Below are 26,568 nucleotides of genomic sequence, written 5' to 3' on the forward strand. Positions count from 1 at the left end.
CGCCTTGTTTGCTGTACGCTTTTTTCTGGCTTACACCAAAAAACAAACGGCACAGGGATTTTTCCCATACCGTTTCGAATTCCATTTTAATTCCGCTATTGTTTTTGAGCTTAACTTAATGACATTGGCCCTCCGGGGCATGCCATTCAAGCTTATCTAAAAAGAGGAACTCCCCAGCAAATATTTATTGAGGCTGGATTTCAGTTGTCGATCATAGTTAACCGAAAGCCTAATGAGTGATTGAAACGTTGGCGGGCAGCTTATTCAGCGCTTGGAGAGAGTGGGCCTCTTGAAGAACGCCGTGATAAAGGTGCAACGGGGCGAAACCAGCTGAAGATTTGTCTATGGAAGAACAATTGAAACGTGCTGAAGCACGGATTCAATTGTTTGAAGGGGAGAATGACTTCAATAGAGGAAACATCCATTTTTATAACTCAGAACGTTACCAATGGGAATTAGAAAAAGATGATCCCTGACGAATACAGGAATCATCTCTTAGTCGTGTAATGGTCCTAGGCGTTTATTTCAGCGTGTCTACAAACCAGGGCACAGTTCTCATGCAGCCTTTTTATTTTAGTGAGCTTTCAAACGCTCAATTTCCTCAATCGTCAGTCCAGAAAACTCAACAATCTCGTCCATGTCTTTGCCCTTAGCCAGCATCTTCCTTGCTACCTCAATGGCTTTCTTGTAGCTTCCTTCTTCGCGGGCTCCTTCAATCATCGACACCTCGTCATGCAAAGCTTTTTGACGCATTTCGTACAACCGCCGCGCTTCCGCATCCTGGCTTAAAAACTCCAGCGTATTCATCGCCTTACGTAAGACAGGTTCGTTCATGGTCAGTACCTCCCAGTTCGATTTACTAGGACCCTTCAAAAACAGCAACCAATTCGCTTTTCAATATCGTATTGGTTAAAGAGCTGCATCTCAATATTTATAAGTTCGCCTTCGGTTGTCTTTGCTTTAATATCAAAGATGGATTGTTTGTCACGCGGTGAATCCTTATCTGTATAAGGATTCATTAGAATGATCTCCGTTAGCGGAGGCTCACACGAAGTCATTTTTTGGATCAAGCAAGTCATTCAATATGATCAACTCCAATCCTCACTTATGGATATTATAACATAATAAACTTGTTCTGTTTTGTCACAAGATTGCTGCCGTAGTAGCATTAGCATACTGCAAATTATACTCGGAAATCAGGGTTTCAAAGGGGAGGGAAAACGTCCGAAAGCCTTATGGGAGTTAAGCTCTCGGACATTCACGGGCATCAGGGCCCCCCTTAAGAACGGCTCGACTAAAATCTAGTTATTTTTATTTAAATGCTGCTATTGTATAATATTTATACACTCGAATGGTAGGTGAACCGGATGAATGTAAACCATGCGGCAGTATTGCAGCAAAATTTGAACCTGACTATCACGCCAAAACTCATTCAATCCATGCATATATTGCAATTATCTTCAGCGGATTTAGTTAGCTACTTGCACGAGCAATCCTCTGAAAATCCATTGCTTGAAGTCAGCTGGACCGAGAACAAGAGCCGTAGAAGCAAGGTAAAGCAAGCAGCTAACAATGGGAATACGGCTTTTGTAGAGCTTACCGCGAACGAACCCGATACGCTGGAGATGGTGCTGATAAGCCAGCTTCGCCTGACTGGGCTCAATAATCGCTCTTATAATATTGCAAAGTTTTTAGCTGGAAGCCTAAATGAAAGCGGTTTATTAGATATTTCACTTGAGGAAGCGGCATATTGCTTGCAAGTGGAGGTCTCGGAAGTCGCAGAAGCACTAGAAGCTTTGCAAGCTTTAGAGCCTGCAGGGGTAGCAGCGAGAACGCTTCAAGAATGCTTGCTCATTCAGCTGCAGCGGGCTGAGAAAGCCGATCGCTTAGCGGAAGTGCTGGTTAGTAATCACATACATGAGTTAGGGGCTGGCAAATGGAAACACCTGGCTCAAATTCTGAATGTTTCATTGGAGCAGGTAAAACAATCACTGGCATTTATTCGAACGCTAAATCCGCGTCCAGGTCTTGCTTACAGACACGAGCGCCAAGTTGATCTAAAACCCGATGCCACGATACAAAAGAAAAACGACGAGTACGTTATCATGCTGCATGAGGATGGAATGCCTAAAGTGTCTTTAAATACACAAGTCCAGAAGCTTTGTGCTGAGAGCGATTGCAAGGAAACGGGAGATTACGCAAGAAAGCGCATTCAGACCGCGACGTGGCTGATCCAAAGCTTGGACCAAAGAAGGCAGACGCTTTACCGGGTGATTGAGGCGATTACTGAAGAGCAGCAGCTTTTTTTGGATAAAGGGTTATCTTATTTGAAGCCAATGAATTTGAAAACGATTGCTGATAGACTAGAGCTCCATCAATCCACGATAAGCCGCGCTATCCAGAACAAGGTGGTCCAAACGCCGCATGGCATGTTTGAATTGAAATTTTTCTTCGCGACTGGATTAATAACAGCAGATGGAGAAGCTGCTTCCGCTGAACGGATCAAATGTCGAATTCGGGAGTTAGTCGATGCAGAGAATAAAAGCAAGCCGCTCTCGGATCAACTGCTTACCGATACGCTAACCAGGGAAGGCCTTCAAATTTCCCGGAGAACGGTCATGAAGTACAGGGAGGAAATGCAAATTTTGTCTTCGCGGTTACGAGGAGCAGAGAGTGTAAACTAGCAGAGGCTGGAAAACGAGAGTTTATTTCCAAAGTAAAGCCTTATCATACAAGTAGGAGGCAGATTAGAATGGCTTATTCTTTTGGAATTTTGACCGTTGATGACGAAGAGGATTTATGCCGTATCATCTCCCATAAGCTGAAAAAGTCAGGTTTTCGAACGTTTCAGGCGATAACTGGGGATGCAGCATTGCAAATTGTCAAAGAAGAGGATATAGATGTTGTGATCCTTGATTATATGCTTCCTGACCTTACTGGACTAGAAGTGCTTCAGAAAATTAAAAACGAGTTTCCCCATGTGGAAGTGATAATGCTAACCGCATACGGAAATGTAGAGAATGCTGTTGATGCTATGAGGCTGGGGGCATTTGATTATCTTAATAAACCAAGCGAGCTAGAATTGATTAAAGAAATTGTTGGGAAGGCATGCGATAAAAAACGTCTTCAGCTCGAAAATCAGGTTCTAAAGGAGCAGCTTGCGTCAACGAGCGATCATGAAGAGCTGGTGTTTCAAAGTGAGAAAATGAAAGGTGTCTGTGAGCTTTTTAATAAAGTGAAGGAGACGGATGCATCCATCTTAATACTAGGGGAAAGTGGAGTTGGAAAAACAGCTCTGTCCAAATGGATACACAAGATTAGCCAACGCAAGGACAAGCCCTTTGTTTCCATTAATTGTGCGGCCATTCCTGACTCATTACTGGAAAGCGAGCTGTTCGGATACCAGAAGGGTGCTTTTACAGGCGCAACAGAATCAAGGGCAGGGAAATTTGAGGCTGCCGACGGCGGTACTATTTTTCTCGACGAGGTTGGGGAAATGCCTCTAGCCATGCAGGCGAAAATGCTCCACATCATCGAGGAAAAAACGTTCATGAAGCTAGGGAGCAATTCCTACCGAAGCGTTGATGTGCGAATTATTACCGCAACGAATAAAGACATTAAGAAGCTTGTCAAGGAAGGGCAGTTCCGACAAGATTTGTATTACCGTTTGAATCTGGTTGAAATTGAAGTGCCGCCGCTAAGGGAACGAAGAGAAGATATTCCATACATGATTATTAATTATATCCATAAGCTTAACCATAAATACGGCAAGCAGGTTCAGCTGTCTGACGAAACGATTGCAATGCTTACGGCTCACGATTGGCCTGGGAACATCCGAGAACTTCTCAATATGCTCGAAAGAATGCACATTGTTCATTCAAGCGGCATGATTCATTTGCATGAGGTTTCGGGTGAACTCTTTTTCCCCCAGCATGTAGAGACTGAACTTGTGGGCACCCGTAAAATGAAATCCGGTCAGTTGAATTTGCAGAAGGCTCTTGAAGAGGTTGAGGAAGAAATTATTTCCAGGGCACTGGAGGAAGTAGGCGGCAATCAGACCAAGGCAGCCGATCTGCTCGGCATTTCAAGGCACACGCTCATCTATAAAATGAAAAAAATGAGATAAGGACGGGCGGAAACCATGGCATCTATGTTCTCTAATTTCCCGATGAATTCCGTCTCCCAAAGCATCAAGAAGAAGTATTTGATCATCTACTCTATCGTTATTATCGTTCCTGTACTGCTTATTTATAATCTGATTCTTGGCTATACGCACCGGATTGTAGAAAAAGATATAGTGAGTAAAAATTTACTAAGCGCGGACGCTTTGGTAAAGCGATTTAATACAGAAATATCCGACGCGGTGCTGCAAATGCAGCTGATCGCCGAGGTGGACGAAGAAGCCAAGCTTCAACCCCAGAGAATGTATGAACGCGCTAAGCAAACGATAGCCAGCAGTACTATGATCCAATCTGTTACTATGGTGGATGCTCAAAAGCAAATGCTTTTTGAGGCGCCTTTTGCCTTGCAAACTCAAAGGGCCGCTTATGATTTCCCCAACTTCGAGATTGTACGCTGGAGTAAAAACTATGCAGTTTCCGATGTATTTCTGAATCCTCACGGACAGCGGGTAGTATGTATTTCACTTCCGATTCTGGACAATCATGAACAATTCATAGGGATGTTAATTGCGGAGCTAAGCCAGGAGCATCTCTCGGAAGTATTAAGTGTGAGCAGCGTTCCAAGCAATGGATTTAGCTTTATCGTGGATCGCAGCGGCAGGGTTATTGCTTCCACCGTAATGTCCGAAATTGGCGAGAATTTCTCTACGTTTCCAGCAGCAGCAAACATATCCCGTTATACTTCCGGCTCCATGAAAGGCGAGTATCACAACGAATCCAGTATTATGGCTTACAAGACGATGTGGGATGGCTGGGGGCTAGTCCTCGGAGTACCGGAGCGGTATGCTTTTAAACCGATGACGGATCTGTCCCAAGCGTTGACGGGAACTTTTGTATGCATCCTTTTACTAACCCTCTTGTTCATCAGAATCGGTGTGCAAAAAATTTTGCAGCCGATTGTGAGGCTAACTCAATTTGCCAGAAGTATAGAACGAAACGATGCCATCGCTGTACTTCCTCAATTGACGAGTAGATCGAAGGATGAGCTGACGGTTTTATGGCACTCGATGGCTGCAATGGCAGTAAGCTTAAGCGAAAAGCAGAGGATGGTTGAGGAAAAGGAACGTTATTTGCGCGATGTTATCGAAGGGATTCCTTACGCGATCCTGACTGTAGATAATGAAGGAAGGATAACCCATATCAATCAGCAGTTTGAAAAGATTACGGGTTATCCGAGAGCCTCCATGATGGGTATGCATTTGTCGGATATGCAGATCGAGAACAAGGAAGCTGATTTTGGAATATTGAACAGTTTGAATGACGAGCATATGGCTGAAGATGCGGAAACTTATATTATAGACGCGAAGGGACACAAGCATGTTGTTAAGATCGTCACCTCCAAATTCTATAATATGCAGGGCGGCAATATCGGCAGCATCGCTGTTTTTCAGGATATAACCCAATGGAAGCTGCTGGAGGAGCATGCCAAACAGAGCGAGAAGCTTGCTTTAATCGGACAGATCAGCACAGGCATTGCCCATGAAATCAAAAATCCGTTGGCCATCCTCTCCGGTGCCTCTGAATTATTAAAGGATGAGATAGCTGCCATGCCTCAGGATGAAACGGTAAATGAACTTGTAAATGATATTTACCGGGTTGTTAGGCGTATGAACGGTATCGTCAATCAATTTCTGTCTTTCTCCAAAATGACCAGTGAGCAAGAAGAAACGATCCGGGTGGAGAAGCTGCTGGATGAGACACTGCATCTCCTACGTATTAAGCTCAGAGGTGCAAATATCGAAACCGTCAAGGATTATGCGGCTGAGCAGGCTTCTTTTGTGGGAAAAAGCAATAAATTAATGCAGGTGTTTTTAAATTTGATTTTAAACAGTATTGAAGCTATGCCGGACGGAGGAACATTAAGCATTCGTACATCGGTTAGTGGGGGAGCTGGGAACGGAGTACTTGTTGTCGAAGTGAAGGACACGGGGATGGGGATTTCCGAGCAAACGATGGAATGGATGTTCAATCCGTATTTTACAACGAAAGAGAAGGGCTCTGGTCTGGGGCTTACTATTGCCAGAGACATTATGATGGAGCACGGAGGGTCACTGCAAATTCAAAGCAAAGCGGATGAGGGGACAACGATGAGGTGTGAATTTCCCTTGCAGAAGGAGGGAGAGAGCCCATGAAAAACAAGTGGATTATCCCCCTGGCGCTGATGATCGTACTGATGCTTGCTTCTATGTTGATCGCTAATCCTTTTGGTCTGGGGACTTATAAAGAGTCTGACAGGGCGGAGGAGCAATCTCCCGAATCGAAGCCTGTCATTACCATTGGCTCCAAATCATTCACCGAGCAGTATTTGTTAATGAAAATGACCGGCATCTTACTGAGAGAAAACGGATTTAACGTAAAGGAAATCATTTTTAAAGGAAGCACCAATATCCGTTCTGCTTTGGAAGCAGGAGTGATCGATCAATACTGGGAGTATGCCAATACGGCAAGAATTTATTATCAGCATCAAGCCGGGATCGAAGACGCGAATGAAGCGTTCCGAATTGTTTCGGAGGAGGATAAGAAAATCGGTCTGCACTGGCTCCCTATAACAACTGAAATTAATAGTACTTGGGCAGTGCTTATCAAGAAAGAACTGGCTGAACAATATGGTATCAATACGATTAGTGATTTGGGGACTTATGCCAAGGAGCATAAACGGCTCAATATCGCAACGAATAGTGAATTTCTCATCCGCGCTGACGGTTTGAAGCAGTTCGAGAGCGTATATGATCTGGATATTCCACGTGAGAATGTTATCGTCTCGGATACGAAGCTGTTTGCTCAGGCCGTCAAAGAATCACGTGTTCAAGCGACAATAGGCTTCTCCTCGGACGGCCGGATCGATGCTTATGGCTTGGTGGAGCTGGAGGATGACCGTCATTTCTTCCCGCCCTATAATCCGGCGCCGGTAGTCAAGGACCCGGTCTTGAAGCAGAATCCCCGGATCGAACCATTGTTGACTGGGCTTACAAATCAATTAGATCATGACAAGTTCAAGGCGTATTTATACAAGGCCGATGTGCTGCATGAGGATGTTACTGAGCTGGCAAGGCAATATTTACTGGATACGGGACTGATACGTCAGAAAAAGTAAGTATAATCACAATATAAGTGTACAGGAATCCCTTTGGGCGAACGATTGGAACCGCTATGGTCCTATCAGGTTTGCACTGAAGGGATTTTTTATGCTGTGTTTCATTGTTGTGAAAAATTACAGTGTAGAAAAATTCAACAACGTTTTTGTAGAAGAAACCTACAATCCATGCTTATAGCTGCCTAAAATCGCGGAAAAATTATTGGCACGCATTTTGCTATATATAAAAGTGTAAAGTATTTTGCCTGCTAAAGGCTGCTTTCGTAAATATTGTGGGGGTGGGAAGTACATGATCCGTTTCGACAAGATAAGCAAGGTGTATGGTGCTGTAAAGGTATTGACGGAATTAGACCTGCACATAGGCAAGGGAGAGCTGGTTGCTTTAATAGGGCCAAGCGGCTGCGGGAAAACGACGACGCTTCGGATGATTAACCGATTAATTGAGCCGTCATCCGGAACCATTAAGATTCATGGTCAAGATATCTCGAACACGAATCCTGTGGAGCTTAGAAGGGGAATAGGCTATGTGATTCAGCAAATTGGCCTTCTGCCTCATCTATCCATTGGCAAGAACATCGGCCTTGTTCCCAAGCTAAAGGGCTGGAAGGACGCAGACTATACGGAACGAGTCAATGAACTGATGCATATGGTTGGCCTCGATCCAAAAGTGTTTCGAAACCGCTTTCCTTCCGAATTAAGCGGCGGACAGCAGCAAAGGATCGGAGTTATCCGCGCATTGGCTGCCGAGCCTCCAATTATTCTAATGGACGAGCCATTCAGCGCCTTGGACCCGATCTCTCGTGAGCAGCTGCAGGAGGAGTTGGTTCGTTTGCAAAAGGAGATTCAGAAAACGATCGTATTTGTTACTCATGATATCGACGAGGCACTAAAAATATCGGATCGGATCGCCATCATGAATGCAGGCCGTATTATCCAGCTTGATACCCCGGAGAACATTTTGAAATATCCTGCCAATGAATTTGTAAGGGGTTTTATCGGGGAGAAGCGATTGGGTGCGGCAGCTGCAGGAGCAAGTGGGAACGGGATCGTTTCACAAGTAGAGGCTATGATGATTCAACCGATCACGAAGCTGTATGAGGAGCATCGAATTGCAGATGCCTTGTCGGTCGCCAAGAGCTCGAAGGAAGAAGCTTTTCTGGTTTACGATGGGGACCGGGGTGTGGCCGGTGTCATCTCATTAGCAGAGCTGGAACGAAATGCAGGTCGGGGTAATGAGACTATCTGCACAATTATGCACAAGCCTTTGCTTTGTGTGGAAGCGGATTCAAGTTGGCGTGAGGCTTCAGAGAGATTGATGGAATCACAAGTAAGCGGCCTGCCTGTGATGAAGCATGGCAAGGTGATTGGTGTCGTGACTCAGACGAGTATACTCCGTGGTTTATCGAAAATGAGTGGGTAAGGGAAAGGGGGAATTTGTAATGCAGGAGCAAAATTTGTGGAGTTCGTTGTGGGAGGTTTATCGGGATCAACCGGACATGATACTTACCGGTTTATGGCAGCATATTTACATCTCCATGCTGTCGATGCTGATTGCCATTGCATTGGCGGTGCCGCTCGGAATTTATTTAACAAGAAATAAAAAGGTGGCGGATGCGGTGATCGGGTTCGCCGGAATGTTTCAAACCATTCCAAGCATTGCCTTATTCGGATTCTTAATGCCGCTTGTAGGCATTGGGGTGAAGCCTACGATTATTGCACTCGTTTTGTACGCACTAGCTCCCATTGTGAGAAATGTGTATACAGGCATCACGGAAGTGAGTCCTTCCACAGTGGATGCAGGGCGCGGCATGGGCATGACGAACTGGCAAATCCTGCGGATGATTGAGCTTCCGCTTGCACTGCCGGTTATCATGGCGGGAATTCGAACCGCTACTGTTTGGACAATCGGGATTACAACTATCGCCGCATTTATTGGGGCAGGGGGACTAGGCCAAATTATTTTCCGGGGTGTTACCTTAATGCGTCCGGAGCTGGTTCTTTCCGGGGCGATACCGGCAGCACTGCTCGCGATTGTGGTGGAAGTGCTGTTGAAGAAGCTGGAAACCCGTGCCACACGCAAAAGGAGTCCAATCGCTGCACAACCGGCATCCAAGTAATGTCTGCAAAATGGCTTAGAGAATCATGCAAATGTATGTTAATAAAAACTTGGGAGGAAATTTTATGAAAAAGTGGTTGATACTTCTTGTGAGTTTGGTGTTGTTATTGTCAGCATGCTCTCAGAACAAAACATCGGCGGGGGATGCACAAAGCTCGGCGAAGATCGTGGTTGCTAGTAAAAATTTCACGGAGCAATATGTGCTTGCACAAATCATGGGACAGCTTCTGCAAAATAAAACAAAGCATCAAGTAACGATTAAAGAAGGCGGGTATGCGGCCTCCGCTGTGTTGAATCAAGGGATGAAGGACGGGGACATTCAAGTATTTGTCGATTACACGGGAACAGGCTATATCAATGTGTTAAAAAATACATTGAAACCGGACGATACGCCGGATTCCGTATTCCAAAAAACGAAGGAAGGCTATGATAAGCAGTTCGGGTTCCAATGGCTGGAGCCGCTTGGCATGAACAATACATTCACCCTCATTATGAAAGAGGACAAAGCGAAAGCATTAAATATTAATTCGTTCTCTGATCTGGTGGCCCACTCCAAGGATTTGGTAATTGGCATGGATGCCGCATTCTATGCTCGTACGGATGGATATAAAGGTTTAACGGATAAATATGGCATGAAATTTAAAGATTTCAAGGAAATGGACATTTCACTCGCATTTTCGGCGTTGGCTGACAGTAAATTCGATGTGTTGGTTGCTTACGCTACGGATGGCCGCATTCCTGCCTTGAAGCTTAAATCGCTGAAGGATGATAAGGGCTACTTTCCACCTTATTTTGCCGCTCCGATCGTTCCGAAGACTCTGATTGAAAAGTATCCGGACGTGGCTCAAGTATTAAATCAATTGGCCGGCAAGCTCGATGACAAAACGATGTCAGAGCTAAACGCCAAGGTCGATATGGATAAGAAGCCTACGGCAGAAGTCGCAAAAGAGTTTTTAACCAAGTCAGGACTAATTAAGTAAAAATAACAGCCAAACCAAGGGAGCGATCGTTATGAAAATCACATCAATTGAAATTAAGCAATATATGATTCCGCTAGATCCGGCCTTTCATGCATCCTGGGATCCTACCCCCCGGAAGAAATTCGGTACCACACTTGTTTATGTTCATACGGACGAGGGCATTACAGGTATTGGCTCGGGTGATCTGATGACGGGTTTCGCCGGACACGAGCATTTGTTTATTGGTCAGGATCCATTTGCCATCGAGCGCCATGCTCAAATCATCGATAATATTGATTTTCATTATGGACGCTGTTGGCCTTTAGACTTGGCCTTATGGGATTTGATGGGGAAGGCGACGGGGCTGCCTGTCTATAAGCTGCTTGGAGGCCGCAGCGACCGAATGCTGGCGTATGCCTCTACCGGTGAATTGGTCTCTCCCGAAGTTCGCGCCGAGCGTGCTGAAGCATTCGTTGAGCAGGGCTTCAAGGCGATGAAAATCCGCTTCCACAATCAAGATCCCCGTAAGGATATCAAGGTCGTAGAAGCGGTACGCAAAGCGGTTGGCAATAAGCTGGACATTATGGTAGATGCGAACCAGGGCTGGAAGATGCCTTGGGATGTGGAACGAACATGGGATGTGAAAATGGCTTATCAGGTAGCGAAGGAGCTGGAGCAATTAAATGTAGTCTGGCTAGAAGAACCGCTGCCCTCTCATGATTTTGAAGGAATGGCAGCGCTTCGGCAGAAGGTGGGTATCCGTATTGCAGGAGGAGAGATGAACCGGGAATGGCATGATTTCAGAGAAATGTACCGCCACGGATCATTGGATGTGTACCAGCCGGATGTCGCATTGACAGGTGGGATCACGCAAATTCGTAAAATTGCCGACATGGTGCAAATGGGCGGCCACTGGTTTACGCCGCATAGCTGGAGCAACGGTATCGGATTCTTGGCTAACCTGCAATTGAGCTGCGGGCTCAGCACATGCCCTTATTTTGAGTTCCCTTACGATCCGCCGACATGGACACCGGAACGCCGTGATTTCGTACAGCAGGAGAAGTTCAATGTTGACAGCGATGGGTATTTGGTACTGTCGGATAAGCCGGGGCTCGGCTTCGAGCTTGATCCTGAAGTATTGGAAAAGTATGAGATTAAAAATGCATACATTTGGGGTACGGATTAATACGCAGCAGTAAAAGCAGCAGTAGAGGAGGAGCCTGCCATCGATAAATCATCTGAATCTTTTCGTATAGAAAAGGATATGTTCGGAGAGCTTCTCATTCCAACGGATGCCTATTATGGCATCCAGACGCTGAGGACATGTGAGAATCTATCTTTTTCAGGCCGCTTCCTTAGTCAATATTCAGTTTATATCCAATCCTTGGCGCTCGTGAAAAAAGCGGCGGTGCAAGCGAACCATGAAACGGGTGAGCTGGATGCGAGGCGAGCGGGGTTAATAGAAGCGGCCTGCGATCAATTGATTGCCGGTAATCATACAAAGCATTTTCCCGTGGACGTACTGCATGGGGGCGGTGGGATTGGCGTCAATATGAATCTGAACGAAGTGATCGCGAATCTCAGCAATATAAGCGCGGGGGGGAAGCCCGGAGATTACGAGCCGGTTGATCCGATCGAGCATGTCAACCTATCGCAGTCTACATCTGATGTATGCCATACGGCGATTAGAATGGCGCTTGTTTCGATATGGGAGGGCTTGAAGCAGGAGCTTGACAAGCTGTATGCACAGATGAAAGCAAAGGAAGCTGAGCTCGGAGCCACAATCACCATAGCCCGTACCTGCATGCAGGATGGAATGGCAATCTCATACGGAGATACGTTCGGCGGTTACGCAGCCTTGGTGGAGCGAAGAAGTACCGCTCTGGCAGGTGCCTTTCACAGATTGCGGCAGATCAATCTGGGCGCAACCGTAGTCGGTTCAGGCCACGGTGCTTCTGCAGCTTATCGTGAAGTGATTATAAAGAAGCTGAACCTTGTAACAGGTGAAAACTTCGAATTACGCAGCAATCTGTACGATGCAGCGCAAAACCCCGATGATTTGGCGGAAGTCTCGGCGCAGCTCGCTCTGCTGGCAGCATCGCTGCTGAAGGTGGCCAAGGACTTCCGGCTGCTGTCCTCCGGACCGGAGGCCGGACTGGCGGAGCTCATCCTGCCAGCCGTGCAAGCGGGCTCGTCCTTCTTCCCGGGTAAGGTCAATCCCGTGGTAGCGGAAACGCTCATTCAATGCTGCTTTCAAGTGCTCGGCTGCGACCGGACCGTACAGGCGGTCGTGGAGCACGGGGAGCTGAACTTGAATGTATGGGAGGCGGTCGCAGGGATCAACATCCTGGAAGCGGTGGAGATGTTGACCAAAGCGATTTGCCAGTTCACGGAGCTATGTCTTCGTGGTGCGATGGTGAATACGGAGCGCTGCAAAACCTATTCAGAGAGCATGGTTCCACGTATGGTCAGCTTAAAGGAGAAATACGGGTATGCAGCCGTTTCACATGGGGTGAAAGAAGCAGCCCGGCAAGGTATAGATTTACAAACATGGCTTCAACAAGGAGGAGATTTATTTGGAACAAGCTCGTCTGAAATGGGCAAAGGAATGGCTGGAGACAACTAAGCGGCTCTATGTCAATGGAGAGTGGAGGAGCAATGCTGCCGGCAAGCTGGTGGAAACGATCAATCCTGCGGATGGCAGCATTCTAGGCACCTTCCACGGAGCAGGCAAGGAGGATGTGGATGCTGCGGTAGCGGCAGCGAAGGCCGCTTTTCGGTCAGGCCCTTGGAAAGAAATGAGCCGCAAGGAGCGGGCCAAAGTATTGCATACCATCGCAGATGTTATCCGCAAGCATCATGCGGAGCTGGCTACGCTGGAATCCTTGGATAACGGCAAGCTGTATAAAGAAGCTTACGCGGACGATATTCCTGAATCCGCTGACATATTTGATTATTATGCGGGCTGGACGGACAAATTCTACGGAGAAAACTGCCCTGTAGATGGCTCCTTCCTGAGCTACACGGTTAGAGAGCCGGTCGGGGTATGCGGACAAATCGTACCGTGGAACTTCCCGATCCTCATGGCTTGCTGGAAGCTGGCTCCTGCCCTCGCAATGGGGAACACGGTAGTGCTTAAACCATCAAGCGCCACATCTCTTTCGGCGATTCGCTTGTTCGAGATATTGCATGAGGAAGAAGTGCTTCCGCCTGGTGTGATCAACCTTATTCTAGGCAGCGGCAGTATCGGTTCTTATATTACGAAGCATTCGGATGTGAACAAAATATCGTTTACCGGAAGCACTTCTGTTGGCAAACAGCTGGTGCATGATTCGGCGGATTCCAATTTAAAGACAGTGACACTGGAGTTGGGCGGAAAGTCGCCTAATATTGTGTTTGACGATGTACCGGATTTGGATTTCGCCATCGAACGGTCTTTCTATGGCTTGTTTACTCATAAAGGGGAAAAATGCTCGGCTCCAACCCGATTATTCGTTCAGGAGAACATATACGACCATTTTGTTGAACAATTGGCTAAGCTTGCGGATAGCTATGTGTGCGGAGATCCGTTTGATCCGTTGAGCGATCAAGGTCCGCAGTGCACGAAGGCGCATATGGAGAGCATTCTTAACTACATCGAGATCGGCCAACAGGAAGGCGCACGTTTGGTAGCTGGAGGCAAACGCGATACCGAAGGAACGAACCGTGATGGTTACTATGTAAGGCCAACGATTTTTGCTGACGTTTCCAATAGTATGCGTATCGCTCAAGAAGAAATTTTTGGACCGGTTCTGGTAGTCATTCCTTTTAAGGACGAGGACGAAGCGGTGGCGATGGCTAACGATTCCATCTATGGCCTTGGAGCGGGCTTGTGGACGAATGATGTTTCGAGGGCCCATAGGGTCGCGAGTCGTTTGGAAGCGGGTATGGTGTTCGTCAACAAATACGGCTGTTACGATTTCGCCAGCCCATTTGGGGGTACGAAGCAGAGCGGTTGGGGCAAAGAATATGCCATTCATTCATTGGAATCATACACGAAAGTCAAATCCATTTGGATCAAAATTTAAGCCGGACAGGGGAATAACTAGATGAGAATGAAAGCTGCAGTAATGAGAGAGGTTGGCAAGCCGTTAACGATCGAACAAGTGGAGCTTGCGTCGCCGGGGCCTAATGAGGTTTTGGTCAAAATTGAAGCATCCGGCGTTTGCCATAGTGATATGAACAGCTTGATGGATACATCAACGCCTACCCCATCCATTCTCGGACATGAGGGCGCAGGGATTGTCGTAGGAATAGGCTCGAATGTTCGCCATGTGAAGGCAGGCGATAAAGTTGCTCTGAGCTGGGTACCGTTTTGCGGGGTATGCCCATTTTGCGAACAAGGTCAGGTGCATTTATGTGAAATCGCGTTCGGCCCGATGTTTGACGGAACGCTGCTCGACGGCACTTCCAGGTTGAGCCAGGCAGGGCAAAAATTATACCATTATTCCTTGCTCTCAACTTTCGCGGAATTTGCCGTAGTGGCTGAACGATCCTGCGTCAAATTGCCGGATGAAATGCCACTTATTCAAGCATCCTTGCTTGGCTGCGGCGTAGCAACGGGATATGGAGCCGCCGTCAATGCGGCTAAGGTTACGCCGGGCTCCTCCGTTGCCATCTTCGGCATTGGAGGTGTAGGCATCAACGCTATTCAAGGCGCCCGAATTGCCGGGGCTTCCCAAATTATCGCTTGCGATGTAAAGCCGAAAAACCTGGAGCTGGCAAGAGCCTACGGAGCCACGCATACGATTAACGTAGCGGAGCAAAATGCGGTTCAGGCTTTAAAGGATTTGACTGGCGGTTATGGTGTGCAATTTGCAATTGACGCTTCCGGAAATACGAACGCGGGAAGCAGTGCATGGCAGGGTACTCGCAAGGGTGGAACGACGGTTGTTGTCGGGGCTTATGATCCGAAAAAGGAACTGAGTCTTCCGGCTGGCGGATTTCATCGTGTAGGTAAAACCTTGAAGGGGAGCTTCTACGGAGACGTTCATCCGCTTCGCGATATAGCTACATTGGCTCAGCTTTATTTGGATGGCAAGCTTATGCTCGATGAGCTGATTCTTGAGAAGATTCAGCTGGAGGATATTAATAAGGCCTTCGACTCCTTCCACGATTGCAATTGTGTGAATGTAGGGCGCAGCGTAATTGTATTTTAATGGGATATCAAGGAGGAATTTCTGCATTCACCGGGATTCCTCTGTTCCATTTTCGTTGAGGGGTGAAGTGCCATGTGGCCAACGTTAGTCACCATATTTTTTATACAAATTGTGTATGTAACGGTTCTGACGATCCGACAAATTTTTACGCTCAAAGGATACCGTTATACGGCGGCGATGCTTAGCTCGATTGATATTATGATCTACGTCATCGGGTTTAAAATCGTTCTGGACCATTTGGATCAACCGGTCAGCCTGGTCGTTTACTGCCTCAGCTATGGGGTTGGTATATTAACCGGAATTAAAATTGAGGAGCGGCTGGCTTTAGGGTTTACGAATGTCCAGGTGTTTACTAAGCAGGAGCGCCATTTTATAGTTCAAGAGCTTTCCAAGAAAGGGTATGGGCTAACGATATGGGAGGCTGAGGGGGTTGATGGGAAAAGCCTTGTTCTCTCCATTATTATATTGCGTAAAAAGCAATCCAGGCTCTATCAGGACATAATGGCCCTAGATCCTGCTGCCTTTGTCGTATCGTACGATGCCAAATATTATCGGGGCGGATATCTTATGAGGCCCGGGTCCGGTGCGAGGCTGGATCGGTTAACAGGAGCCCGGAAGGAGGCAGGGAAGTGAGCGAAACGGTGCTTATCACGGGCGCGGGCAGGGGATTGGGCTATGAGCTGGCCAGGATTTTCTACGCGCACCAATACCGAGTATTCCCGTTGGTAAGAACGCAAACGGCTGCTGAAGAGCTGCTTATGGAAATGCCGTATTGCCATCCGATTATTGCCGATGTGGGTGAGGATGATTGTATCGATAGCATCAGAACTGTTGTGGGAGACCTGACGGATACAGTCGATATTTTGATCAATAACGCTGGCATTCCGGGAATTGCCTATCAATTTTCAGAGGTTACAACCCAAGAGGTGGGCGAGCTGTTTAATGTTCACTGCCTTGGAGTCATCCGAACCGTTAAAGCGGTATCTAACTATCTTGAGCAGTCTGCGAACCCCAGAATCATTAATATTTCTTCAAGACTGGGCTCTCTTGCCATGACCGCATCTGGGGAGTTCAACGAAGGCGGATTTTCTTACTCTTATCGAATTGCTAAGGCTGCACAAAATATGCTTTCTCTTTGTTTGGATCAAGAGCTTAGAAAAAAAGGTATTCATGTGAGCTCGATTCATCCGGGTAAAATGTATACAAGCTGCGCCTCCCACGATGCTAACTTGGAACCGCATGAAGCTGCTGGGTCTATTTTTGCATGGTGCCAATCGGCTTGTTCTTCTAACACGGGACAGTTTCTTGAGCCTGGGACCGGAAATATGCCATTCCCATGGTAGTAAGGCCGCAGTGAACGGTTGAATTAAATTGACGACTTCGACTTGAAGTGAAAAAGCAAGCATCGGATACATGAATTGTAAAAAATATGACAAGGTGGCGTGGGTCAAACGTCAAAGCGTTTATCCCATCGCCACCTTCCCGTCTAGATAAACACTGCAACATGGCTGCCATTTGATTGGAGTGCGATTAGGGATATTTCTTGGGTCTCCATTACATATTCATCAGTCTATTGATTCCGATATATTCTTTAATAAAGTCTTTTTCGTCAAAAAAATAGTCTCTTGCTATACTTTCCATTCCATGCCCTAAATCAAAAGCTACCTTTCCGAGGTTCTCCTTAATGTAGCCGGCCAGTATGATCGCATTGGTTCCCGCAGCCAATAAGGCCAAATCAAACTCGTATTCTGCAATTTCTTCCATTGCCCGCGGCAAGTCTTCAAATGCGTTAACCATCACGGTGCCAACGATATTAAAGTTTAAATCTGCTTTTAAGTTGGCGTTAAGTGATTTCTTCACTTCTTTGGCATAGCCGCAAACTATCAATATGTTTTTGCCACGCAGCATTTGATGGAACTTTTTCTCCTGTGAATAGATGATCACTCTGCGAATATACGCTTCAAAATAATATTTTCGCCATATGTCATACGTATCGAATACTTTTTCAGTAAATTGTCCCGCATTCTTTTTCCAAAAAAATGTGTTGTAGCCGACAATATCGCATATTTTCACCGCATCGATAGCCATATCACGTGCTGCTGTATTAGGAAATAAAATACCTCTGTGCTGGTGGCCTCGTTCAATTTTTTCATTGGCAATAGTCGCTTCTTTATTATTCATAAATTCTTCTTCGGAAAGTATATAGTACTGGGCCATGACAAAGGCTTCAGTTTCGCCAACGGAAACGACGGCATAAGGGATTTTATTGTCCAATGCGTATATAACTTTATCCATAACTTCACCGCTATGCAGCCTTTGCGGGCTTAAGCTTATTACAGGCTCTTCATAGTTCCAGTCGATTCTGTCCAAATAATCTCTAATATAATTAATGAATTTCAGGACTCTATTTGTTGTTGAATGCTTTTTCCTCACCATTTGATAGCCGCGTTCTGCGATAGCCGTTCTTTCTTCTTCATGTTCTAAATAATACAATGCCTTCTCCAAATAATTCTCCTCATTGACTTCTACGAACGTTTCTCCATCTATAAATCCTAAATCCCTAAGCTCTTTAGATCCATTAGCCAGCAATAGGGTTCTGCAAGCAGGGACTTCGAAATATTTGGCGTTGGGAAGCCTGTAAATAGAATCATCGGTAAAAAACATTTTGGCTTTGTTAATCTCCCTTGCAAAATATTCCCCTACTAAAGATTCCGCCTCATCATCCTCATCTCTATCGTAATCCCTGTATCCCGGATGCGGATGATGGACAAAGCCCGGATAACCTTTCATTTCTGTTGAGATTGTATGCCTTAGCGGATAGTAGTCTTCATTTACAGCACCCATCAGCAAAAAATCAATTTTCCTATTCAGATCATAGTCTTTAAACTGCTGGATATTCACATGATGGGGGAGCCAACGAAATTTATTAAGCAGTTCCGGAAAATTGTCTATAAAAGCGTCTCTATGGAACGAAAATATAAGATCGATGTCATTTTCGTATACAAACCGACGAAATTTCTTTTGATCCTTTTGAAGGTCCCAATACAATACGCCTTTAGGTATATTTACATATTTTAAGCCGTGTAATGGCTTGTTCAACATGACATCATCGAAGAAGATAAAATCGGGGGTAAACTCGTGATCATACAATATTTGCTTTATATTTGCCTCCTCATCCAGACAAAAAACCAGCACATCCTGCTGCTTCATGACCTCCTGCTTGAAAAATTCTCCCGATCGGATAATATTGCTGGTGCGATCATTAGTACAATATAAAATTTTAAGCTGGGGCATATTACCACTCCCTTATAGTCCGTGATCAAAAGGGGGCTATTTAAACAACCCCTTATACTAATATAGGATATGCAGTAATAGATTGCTTGCTCTATGCTTAAGACTAAAATAGAGTAGATTCAGGAGATAACCCAGATCCATAACAACTTGCTGGCAAGTGTAAAAACTCAATAAAGCCTCCCCCTGCTCATCAAGTAACACTGTAACGAAGTTACGATGTTAAGTGAGCGTGGAGGAGGCTATTTGTTCGCGAGAAGAGCTTCAACCGGGTCAACCTGTCTCTGACCGATGAGTACAACTCAAAGTTGAATAAGCTATCAGTCCATTGCAATATGCATACCATGACTTTGGCTGAGGTTATCGTTCGTCTCTGCCTGAACAACACCAACATCATTCAATATGGCCAACTTAGATGCAATATAAACCTGGAATGCTAAATTTATTAAACAAAATAGGGCTCATATACCTCATGCACCTTCAATAAAGCTTCAGGCTTGCCACTAAACCATGCCCATTCTCCCACACGCGGCTCCCCAGCTGAAGAGTACCGTATGGATTCATCCGGTTGGGACAACAAACGACAGCGGTATAGAAAGGCGATAAAATGTCCCCTATCCCGTTTACTGATATCCAGATCCTGAATAAATCTGCAAGGCTCCGGATCGAAAGCGAGGTTGGCTCCCAGTTCAATCTGCCCTACTTTAAGGATACGGTCCTCGAATCGCTCGTTATGCCGGATAACGCCGCCCGGAAGATGCCAACCTCTACCGAATATCTCATCATCTCTCCATGTAAACAGCGTTCGATCCTCATCGTCTTTGATAAGCAGGTCTACACAAATAAGGGGGGTTAACCGGCTCACAAACAAAAATAAATCCTCGGGAAGACCATCCCTGTCTTTGGTAACTTGGTTCTCAAGAAAATGTATAGCTTCTTTATTGTTCATACAATGGCTCCTCCAATGTTATAAAAGCATTCTGGCATCTATTTGAGAAGAATATATAAAAATCTTAATAAACGGAGCCGGTATTTGCAATGGGTGGCACAGCTTTTTCATGAAGGTGACTTTTTGCACAACGAAAGATTAGTCCACTATTATTGGAATCCATTAATCAGGTTGTTATAATAAAAAAGCAATCCGTAGGAGCAATATCGACCATCCATGATTGGAGGCTTGGCAATGGCAGTACTGGTTACAGGCGGAGCAGGCTATATAGGAAGTCATACATGTGTCGAGCTGCTTAACAACGGTTATGAAATCATAGTTGTGGATAGCTTAACGAACAGCAAGCCGGAAGCTTTGAAACGTATCCGTGAGCTTGCAGGTAAAGACTTTCCATTTCACCACTTGGATCTTTTGGACCGCTCGGCTGTTGAAGAGGTATTCGCTCACAGCAGAATAGAGGCGGTTATCCATTTAGCTGGACTTAAGGCCGTGGAGGAATCGGTGGAGCTTCCTTTGCGCTATTATTATACTAACATTGCTGGAACGCTCATCCTTTGTGAAACGATGCAAAAGTACGGTGTCAAAAAGCTGGTGTTCAGCTCTTCAGCTACCGTATATGGAATGTCGGAAAACGTTCCGATATCAGAGCATTTTCCACTGGCTGCAACCAATCCTTACGGACAGACGAAGCTTATGATCGAGCAGATTCTCCAGGATCTTTACATATCAGATAACAGCTGGAGCATTTCGCTTCTGCGTTATTTTAATCCTATTGGGGCTCACGCCAGCGGAAGAATTGGTGAGGACCCCAATGGAATACCTAACAATCTGATGCCTTATATCTCTCAAGTTGCGGTTGGAAAGCTGAAGGAGCTTATTATATTTGGCAGCGATTATCCGACAATGGACGGAACCGGAGTTAGAGATTATATTCATGTGGTCGATTTGGCTATTGGCCATTTGAAGGCGCTTGAAAAGGTAACGGTTAGCAGTGGAATCGAAGCCTATAATCTAGGTACTGGAAAAGGCTACAGTGTGCTGGAGATGGTTCGTGCATTCGAACAAGCTTTTGGGGGGATGATTCCTTACCGTTTTGCAGAGCGCAGATCGGGAGATGTGGCTGTATGCTACGCGGACCCGTCTAAGGCAGAAGCGTTATTGGGTTGGGCTGCGGTTAGGGGAATTGAAGAGATGTGTGAGGACTCCTGGCGCTGGCAGGTCAATAACCCTAATGGATACGATGATTAATGCTAAATGGGATGAAAAGGTAACAGGCTAAAATATTAACACTGTAGCTGCAGTATGTACGGTGCCGTTTCTTTAGTAGAGTGTTGAACTATAAAGAGTCGGGATACCGCAGCCGATAATAAAGTGTGGACCCTTTGCTATCCCTTGGTATGCATCCAGAAAAAGAAATGAGTGATGACAATGGAAATCAACAGCACTTTGGCCGCCGTGAGCAGCGGAGATGCCCTTCAGCAGGCGGTTGGAATCACCTTGCTTAACAAGGTGCAGGATACTCAAGCAGCCCAAGCGGCAGTGATGCTGCAGGATTTTGCTGCCGCACAGCATCCTCACCTGGGCAAGTCGTTGGACATTAAAATTTAATGTCCCTCAGAACCACCCAAAGAGCCTGAACCCCTTGGAAACAAAGGGTTCAGGCTCTTTGGCAATTAAGCTGATTCACGCTTAAAGTAACTGGCTTACATACATAAATCATATTCAATTCCACCAAGCTTTCTTGTTATAATAAATACATATTATCAGTGGAAATTGTTTGTAAATTCGAAGGGCGGGGAACGGACATGAAAACTATTTTGCTGTCCAAATATTTTTCGCGATTGTTTTGGTACAGCGTGTTCATTGTCATCCTTCCCGTCATTGTGCTGGGGAGCTTCTCCTACTACAAGTCATCTGGCATCGCGCTGCAGAAAGTAAATGAAGGCAACTCGCAGATTACGCTGCAAACCGAACTTCGCGTTGAGCAATTTCTGAAAGCGGTCGATGCCGCATCGATGCAGCTGGTCACTTCGCCATTGGTAAATAACTCCCTGGAACGCGAGCTTTCTTACCGTGAGTTTCAAATGATTCAGGAGCTTCGTGAGTACATGCAGCGTATTCAATCTTATGATCTGGGGATTCAAGATGTTCAGCTCATTAACATGTCGCAAAAGTGGATTATTGAAAATAGCGGGATGTACCGTTTTGACGACTATGCAGTGAATATGGATATGGTATATATCAAAAACAGTAAAAACTCCTTCTGGTCTGCCTCATTCTCCAACAATCCCTTAACCTCAACGATCGGGAAAGGCTACGGTATTCATTTGATCCGCAAGCTGCCCTTAAATTCTCAAGCTCCCACAATGGTAGTCGTTATAAAAATCGCATCAGGTGAAATCAGCAAATTAGTTGAAAATATTCCGGGAGGCGGCAAAACCTACGTTTTGGATGAAAATAATACCGTCTTGTCCAGTCCGGATGGCTCCATAAATGGACAGCACTTTCCCATGGATGAACCGCTTGGCAATATTATGAATCAACCAAACCCTCCGAACACATTCAAGGCGGTATGGATGGACAAGGATGTGTCCGTTAACCTCCTTCGATCTTCATATAATGATTGGAAATATGTTACCATGGCGCCCATTGTTGAGGTTACCCGCGAATCGAGAGCCATCGGCTGGATTACATTTCTGATTTGTTTAGGCATTGTTGCGGCTGCTTCTATTATCACTTACCTGCACTCTAGGAGATTGTACCGTCCGATACTCAAGCTGTATGAAGCTGTCAAGGGAGCATCCGATCCAGGCTCTGTTCCTCTAAGTGATCTGAGAACGCAGGACGAATTCCAGTTTATCAGCGAACGCTTCCAAACGATGAAGCTGACGCAAAATCAAATGGAAACGCAAATGCAGAGACATCTTCAGCAGTTGAAGGACTATTTTGTTGTCAAGCTGCTTCAAGGTGAGGTTATGACGACAGATATTAGTGAAAGCCTGAAAATGTTTCATTCTTCATCCGCTTGGAAAACCAAAGCTGTATTAGTCACCCAAATCGACACCTTCGAGGGCTGCCGATTTCGCGAATCGGATAAAGATTTATTGCTATTCGCTATCAATAATATGATTAGCGACATCATACCTGCAGAAAACAGGCTGAGCCCGATTCTGATTCATCCGTCTCAGGTCACGTTGGTTGGGAGCGATACGGACGACAGGGAGGCGTTTAAAAACAGCCTATATGTGACGGCAGAAAACATCCAGGCTACAATTCGTGGCTTCCTCGGACTCAAAATCAGTATCGGCGTCAGCCGGCCGTACTCCAAGTGGAGCGATATGCCAAGAGCATATCAGGAAGGTCTGGAAGCGTTAAAATACCGGATGAGAATAGGGCAGGAAGCGGTTATTTTTATTGAGGATCAACAGCCGGTCCAGCGTGTTAAGCCTAATTATCCGGAAGCTATCGTCGGGGATATGCTGGATGCAATTAAACTGTTGGAAATCGAGAGGGTTGACGAACTGCTCAGCCAATTTATTAAGGATGTTTTTTCCAAGGAATGCACCCATCAGGATTATCAGGTTTTTTCTGCAAGGCTTCTCATCGAATTGATCGATTTGGCTAACCAAATGGGAGTTACTTGGGATCTCGCGGGTGAAAGGCATCAATCGCTTTTTGAAAGACTGCTTGAAATGAATTCAGCATCCGATATCGAGCATTGGTTTCGTGAAGACATTATCGGCAAGGTTGTTGAAGCGGTGGAGCAAGCAAGAGCAGCTCAGGATACAACTATAACCGATAAGGTGCTGAAAATAATCCACGAGTCGCTCGAAACGGACTTGACGCTTGAGGCGTGTGCGGCGCGGCTGCATTTTCATCCAAGCCATGTGAAGAGGGTGTTCCGCCGTGATGTGGGGGTCAGCTTCAGCGAATATGTATCGGCACATAGGCTTCAAACAGCCAAGAAATGGCTGACCCAGACGCAAATGAAAATAAATGAAATAGCGGAAAGGCTGCAATACAACAATGCCCAGAATTTTATCCGCTACTTTCGCAAAATGGAAGGCATGACCCCAGGCAAGTACCGGGAGCAGTATAAAACCTGGATGTGACGAATGATGAAGGTCCAATAAGAAGATAGGAGGAATCCGCATGTATGCTATGTGCGGATTTTTTTCTGTTGAACGGGAGCGTATTTGGCTTCGTTCAATTAGTTACCACCTAATCGGCAGGCTAAAGGAACTGGAGTGCGTTAATTAGCTATGCAGACGCGATTATTCAAGTGAGACGGAACGTTGATCACTTATTTGCTTGAAACGGGGCATTTCGAGCCGGGCGGAGATGAAATAAAGCATTGTAGTTCCGTGTAATTATGAATTTGATGGTTTGCAGGGCAAATAGAGGAATGACGTTCCGTTAAGAGCTTGAGTCTGAGCGAACGATCCCTACAGAGCAGATCGATTATCGAGGAACGGGTTGAATGTCCATTCCCCACTGGAGAATAAGGAAGCAGCACAGACCGAGTAGAACAAAAGAGGGAATGGGTATGGGGTAGAAAAGCGACAGCGTCCGCCTTTGAAATCGTATGTGTACCGCTAAATAAATTCATAGCATACGATTTCAACAGCGGTTGGAACCCATACCCAATTCCCTCCCAACGCACAAATGTAGGGGATTAGACAAGCACCTGGATGGGGTGTTCATATGTAACTGCGCTCCCCTCTGCGCTACCGCTGCATTTATACCCAAATGATTAGATGATCTCAGATGATTATTGCTCCCTCCGTAGACTCGAATGATCTCTAGAGATTGTAGACGTTACAGGCGGGAGCCTCTATATTGATGGCAAGCGGCTCACTAATGCAGAATGGAGGGGTTAACCCATTGGATCGTTTGTACCTGCTTTCTTATGTATCCAAATATCGCTGGCTGTACTTGATGCTGGCACCCGGATTTTTTTACTTTGTCATCTTCAAATATATACCGATGTGGGGAGTTTTGATTGCTTTTCAAGATTATCAGGTGTTTCAGGGCTTTTTAGCTAGTAAATGGGTAGGGTTGAAGCATTTTGAACGTTTTTTTGGAGATCCGGTTTTTTGGATGCTGTTTCGCAATACATTCGTGCTTGCCTTCTATAACCTGGTCTTCTTTTTCCCTCTGCCTATAGTGATTGCTTTGATGCTCAATGAAGTGAGAAAAGAGCTGTTTAAGCGTACGGTGCAGACACTTATCTATATCCCCCACTTTATCTCATGGGTCGTTGTAGTCGGAATCGCCTATATCTTCTTCACAACAGAGGGCGGTATCGTAAATGAGTGGATCGCAGCACTTGGATGGGAGAAATTGAACTTTCTTGTTAGTGAAGCCTGGTTCCGTACGATGGTCGTTTCGGAGCTGATGTGGAAGGAAACCGGATGGGGAACGATCATTTTTCTCGCAGCACTAGCCGGGGTTGATCCACAGCTTTATGAAGCTGCACACATGGACGGCGCCAATCGGCTTAGACAGCTGTACCATATTACACTCCCGGCCATCCGCAGCACGATCATCATTTTGTTAATTCTTCGTCTGGGGAGCTTTCTAGACACCGGTTTTGAGCAAATTTTTCTGATGTTAAACCCGCTAAACCGTCAGGTAGGGGAAGTATTCGATACTTATGTGTACAGCATTGGTATCCAGCAGGGGCTTTTCAGCTACAGCACCTCTGTTGGATTGTTCAAATCCGTGATCGGACTCGTTTTGGTGCTGAGTGCGAATTACATCGCCAAAAGGTTCGGGGAGGAAGGAGTTTACTAACGGGTGGAAACTATGCAAAAGCAAGCTAAGACCGGGCAGAGGCCGTATATCGCGGTAAAACGAAAAGGTGGCAAATCGGTGGGCAGCCTGTTGTTCGATGGGATCAATTACTTGCTGCTGACACTGTTCGCGATTGCAACGATCATTCCGTTTCTTTATATTTTGGCAGGCTCCCTGACACCGGCGGACGAGTTAACTAAACAAGGCTTTGTCCTTATTCCTTCCCGCCTGACGTTAGACGCTTATAGCTATTTGTTGGCTTCCGAGGCGGTTATTCGGGGGTTAGGGGTTTCCATTTATATTACGGCGGTCGGCACTTTCATTAATATTTTGTTTACTGTGCTGATGGCTTACGCGTTAGCCCGCAAAGAATTGAAGGGGCGGCAGCCTATCCTGCTAATGGTCATTTTCTCAATGCTGTTCAGCGGGGGGATGATCCCAACCTTCCTGATAGTCAAAACGATGGGGCTGCTGGACAGCTATTGGTCATTGATGATTCCCGGGGCGATTAACGCTTTCAACCTGATAGTTATGAAAAACTTTTTCCAACAGCTGCCTGAAGGCTTGGAGGAGTCGGCCAAAATGGACGGTTGTAATGATCTGGGTATTTTATTCCGTATAGTGATCCCCCTCTCGTTGCCGGTCATTGTCACCTTCGTCATGTTTTACGCGGTAGGCCATTGGAACAGCTATTTTACAGCCATCCTGTACATTAACGACACTGAGAAATGGCCGCTTCAGGTTCTGGTTCGGCAGCTGATCATTTTATCTCAGGGAGGTCTCGGTGAATCAAATCAGGACAGCTTTAACATTCCAGCACAAACCGTGAACATGGCCATGATCGTCCTTTCCACACTTCCTATATTGATAGTGTATCCTTTTTTGCAGAAGCATTTTACCAAAGGGATTTTGCTGGGATCGGTTAAAGGTTGAGTCGTTTAAAAGTCCGGTTCAAATGTAAGTTCAATTTAATTTATGGAGGGA

General features: G+C 45.9%; 21 protein-coding genes and 1 pseudogene. 19 read left to right on the plus strand and 3 right to left on the minus strand.

Annotation, left to right across the window (positions count from 1 at the left end; genetic code table 11):
• The first annotated feature begins 344 nt into the window (after positions 1–344).
• Positions 345–476 carry a hypothetical protein gene (locus NV381_RS14770; protein ID WP_258214062.1) on the plus strand — a complete coding sequence of 44 codons (132 nt, stop codon included), beginning with the start codon at positions 345–347 and terminating at the stop codon, positions 474–476.
• Positions 477–573: 97 nt separating this feature from the next.
• On the opposite strand, the pseudogene NV381_RS14775 reads toward NV381_RS14770, so the two are convergent.
• Positions 574–1,098: pseudogene (locus NV381_RS14775) on the minus strand (Rpn family recombination-promoting nuclease/putative transposase).
• A 269-nt stretch (positions 1,099–1,367) separates the two neighbouring features.
• Here NV381_RS14775 and rpoN point away from each other — a divergent pair.
• The 13 genes from rpoN to NV381_RS14840 all read left to right on the plus strand — a co-directional run bounded on the left by rpoN (position 1,368) and on the right by NV381_RS14840 (position 16,891).
• Positions 1,368–2,684: an RNA polymerase factor sigma-54 gene (rpoN, locus tag NV381_RS14780; protein WP_258214063.1), complete on the plus strand. Its 1,317-nt coding sequence runs from the start codon at positions 1,368–1,370 to the stop codon at positions 2,682–2,684.
• A 68-nt stretch (positions 2,685–2,752) separates the two neighbouring features.
• The gene (locus NV381_RS14785) at positions 2,753–4,126 is read left to right on the plus strand and encodes a sigma-54-dependent transcriptional regulator (protein ID WP_258214064.1); all 1,374 of its coding nucleotides are present in this window, start codon (positions 2,753–2,755) and stop codon (positions 4,124–4,126) included.
• 15 nt (positions 4,127–4,141) lie between these two features.
• Positions 4,142–6,313 carry a PAS domain-containing sensor histidine kinase gene (locus NV381_RS14790; protein ID WP_258214065.1) on the plus strand — a complete coding sequence of 724 codons (2,172 nt, stop codon included), beginning with the start codon at positions 4,142–4,144 and terminating at the stop codon, positions 6,311–6,313.
• On the plus strand, positions 6,310–7,275 hold the full coding sequence (locus tag NV381_RS14795) for a glycine betaine ABC transporter substrate-binding protein (protein WP_258214066.1): 966 nt from the start codon (positions 6,310–6,312) through the stop codon (positions 7,273–7,275). The genes NV381_RS14790 and NV381_RS14795 overlap by 4 nt, the downstream gene beginning before the upstream one ends.
• Before the next feature lie 289 nt (positions 7,276–7,564).
• Positions 7,565–8,695 carry a betaine/proline/choline family ABC transporter ATP-binding protein gene (locus NV381_RS14800; protein WP_258214067.1) on the plus strand — a complete coding sequence of 377 codons (1,131 nt, stop codon included), beginning with the start codon at positions 7,565–7,567 and terminating at the stop codon, positions 8,693–8,695.
• Between the two features lie 19 nt (positions 8,696–8,714).
• Positions 8,715–9,392: an ABC transporter permease gene (locus NV381_RS14805; RefSeq protein WP_308861880.1), complete on the plus strand. Its 678-nt coding sequence runs from the start codon at positions 8,715–8,717 to the stop codon at positions 9,390–9,392.
• Between the two features lie 64 nt (positions 9,393–9,456).
• Entirely contained in the window at positions 9,457–10,371 is a 915-nt protein-coding gene (locus NV381_RS14810) for a glycine betaine ABC transporter substrate-binding protein (protein WP_258214068.1), read from the plus strand.
• 31 nt (positions 10,372–10,402) lie between these two features.
• Complete coding sequence (locus NV381_RS14815) at positions 10,403–11,536, plus strand: mandelate racemase/muconate lactonizing enzyme family protein (RefSeq protein WP_258214069.1); 1,134 nt, start codon at positions 10,403–10,405, stop codon at positions 11,534–11,536.
• Between the two features lie 78 nt (positions 11,537–11,614).
• On the plus strand, positions 11,615–12,976 hold the full coding sequence (locus NV381_RS14820) for a lyase family protein (RefSeq protein WP_258214070.1): 1,362 nt from the start codon (positions 11,615–11,617) through the stop codon (positions 12,974–12,976).
• Complete coding sequence (locus NV381_RS14825; protein WP_258214071.1) at positions 12,927–14,417, plus strand: aldehyde dehydrogenase family protein; 1,491 nt, start codon at positions 12,927–12,929, stop codon at positions 14,415–14,417. The genes NV381_RS14820 and NV381_RS14825 overlap by 50 nt, the downstream gene beginning before the upstream one ends.
• A 21-nt stretch (positions 14,418–14,438) precedes the next feature.
• Positions 14,439–15,548, plus strand: coding sequence for a Zn-dependent alcohol dehydrogenase (locus NV381_RS14830; protein WP_258214072.1), 1,110 nt, complete (start codon positions 14,439–14,441; stop codon positions 15,546–15,548).
• Positions 15,549–15,620: 72 nt separating this feature from the next.
• Complete coding sequence (locus NV381_RS14835; protein ID WP_258214073.1) at positions 15,621–16,181, plus strand: DUF2179 domain-containing protein; 561 nt, start codon at positions 15,621–15,623, stop codon at positions 16,179–16,181.
• Positions 16,178–16,891, plus strand: coding sequence for an SDR family NAD(P)-dependent oxidoreductase (locus tag NV381_RS14840; RefSeq protein WP_258214074.1), 714 nt, complete (start codon positions 16,178–16,180; stop codon positions 16,889–16,891). Before NV381_RS14835 ends, NV381_RS14840 begins: the two co-directional genes overlap by 4 nt.
• Before the next feature lie 211 nt (positions 16,892–17,102).
• Here the strand turns inward: NV381_RS14840 and NV381_RS14845 are convergent, their stop codons facing one another.
• A complete protein-coding gene (locus NV381_RS14845; RefSeq protein WP_258214075.1) occupies positions 17,103–18,842 on the minus strand; it encodes a GT-D fold domain-containing glycosyltransferase in 1,740 nt (579 codons plus the stop codon).
• Positions 18,843–19,284: 442 nt separating this feature from the next.
• Complete coding sequence (locus tag NV381_RS14850) at positions 19,285–19,788, minus strand: NUDIX hydrolase (protein ID WP_258214076.1); 504 nt, start codon at positions 19,786–19,788, stop codon at positions 19,285–19,287.
• Positions 19,789–20,022: 234 nt separating this feature from the next.
• On the opposite strand from NV381_RS14850, the gene galE reads away from it, so the two are divergent.
• From galE to NV381_RS14875, 5 genes are all read left to right on the plus strand, one after another.
• The gene (gene galE / locus NV381_RS14855) at positions 20,023–21,036 is read left to right on the plus strand and encodes a UDP-glucose 4-epimerase GalE (protein WP_258214077.1); all 1,014 of its coding nucleotides are present in this window, start codon (positions 20,023–20,025) and stop codon (positions 21,034–21,036) included.
• A 180-nt stretch (positions 21,037–21,216) separates the two neighbouring features.
• Complete coding sequence (locus NV381_RS14860; RefSeq protein WP_258214078.1) at positions 21,217–21,396, plus strand: YjfB family protein; 180 nt, start codon at positions 21,217–21,219, stop codon at positions 21,394–21,396.
• Between the two features lie 197 nt (positions 21,397–21,593).
• Positions 21,594–23,900 carry a helix-turn-helix domain-containing protein gene (locus NV381_RS14865; RefSeq protein ID WP_258214079.1) on the plus strand — a complete coding sequence of 769 codons (2,307 nt, stop codon included), beginning with the start codon at positions 21,594–21,596 and terminating at the stop codon, positions 23,898–23,900.
• A gap of 826 nt (positions 23,901–24,726) precedes the next feature.
• On the plus strand, positions 24,727–25,584 hold the full coding sequence (locus NV381_RS14870; protein WP_419182271.1) for an ABC transporter permease: 858 nt from the start codon (positions 24,727–24,729) through the stop codon (positions 25,582–25,584).
• Positions 25,585–25,596: 12 nt separating this feature from the next.
• Positions 25,597–26,517, plus strand: a complete 921-nt coding sequence (locus NV381_RS14875; RefSeq protein ID WP_258214264.1) for a carbohydrate ABC transporter permease — start codon at positions 25,597–25,599, stop codon at positions 26,515–26,517.
• The last annotated feature ends 51 nt before the right edge of the window (positions 26,518–26,568 follow it).

This window comes from Paenibacillus radicis (ex Xue et al. 2023), assembly GCF_024722015.1.
Classification (GTDB): Bacteria; Bacillota; Bacilli; order Paenibacillales; family NBRC-103111; genus Paenibacillus_S.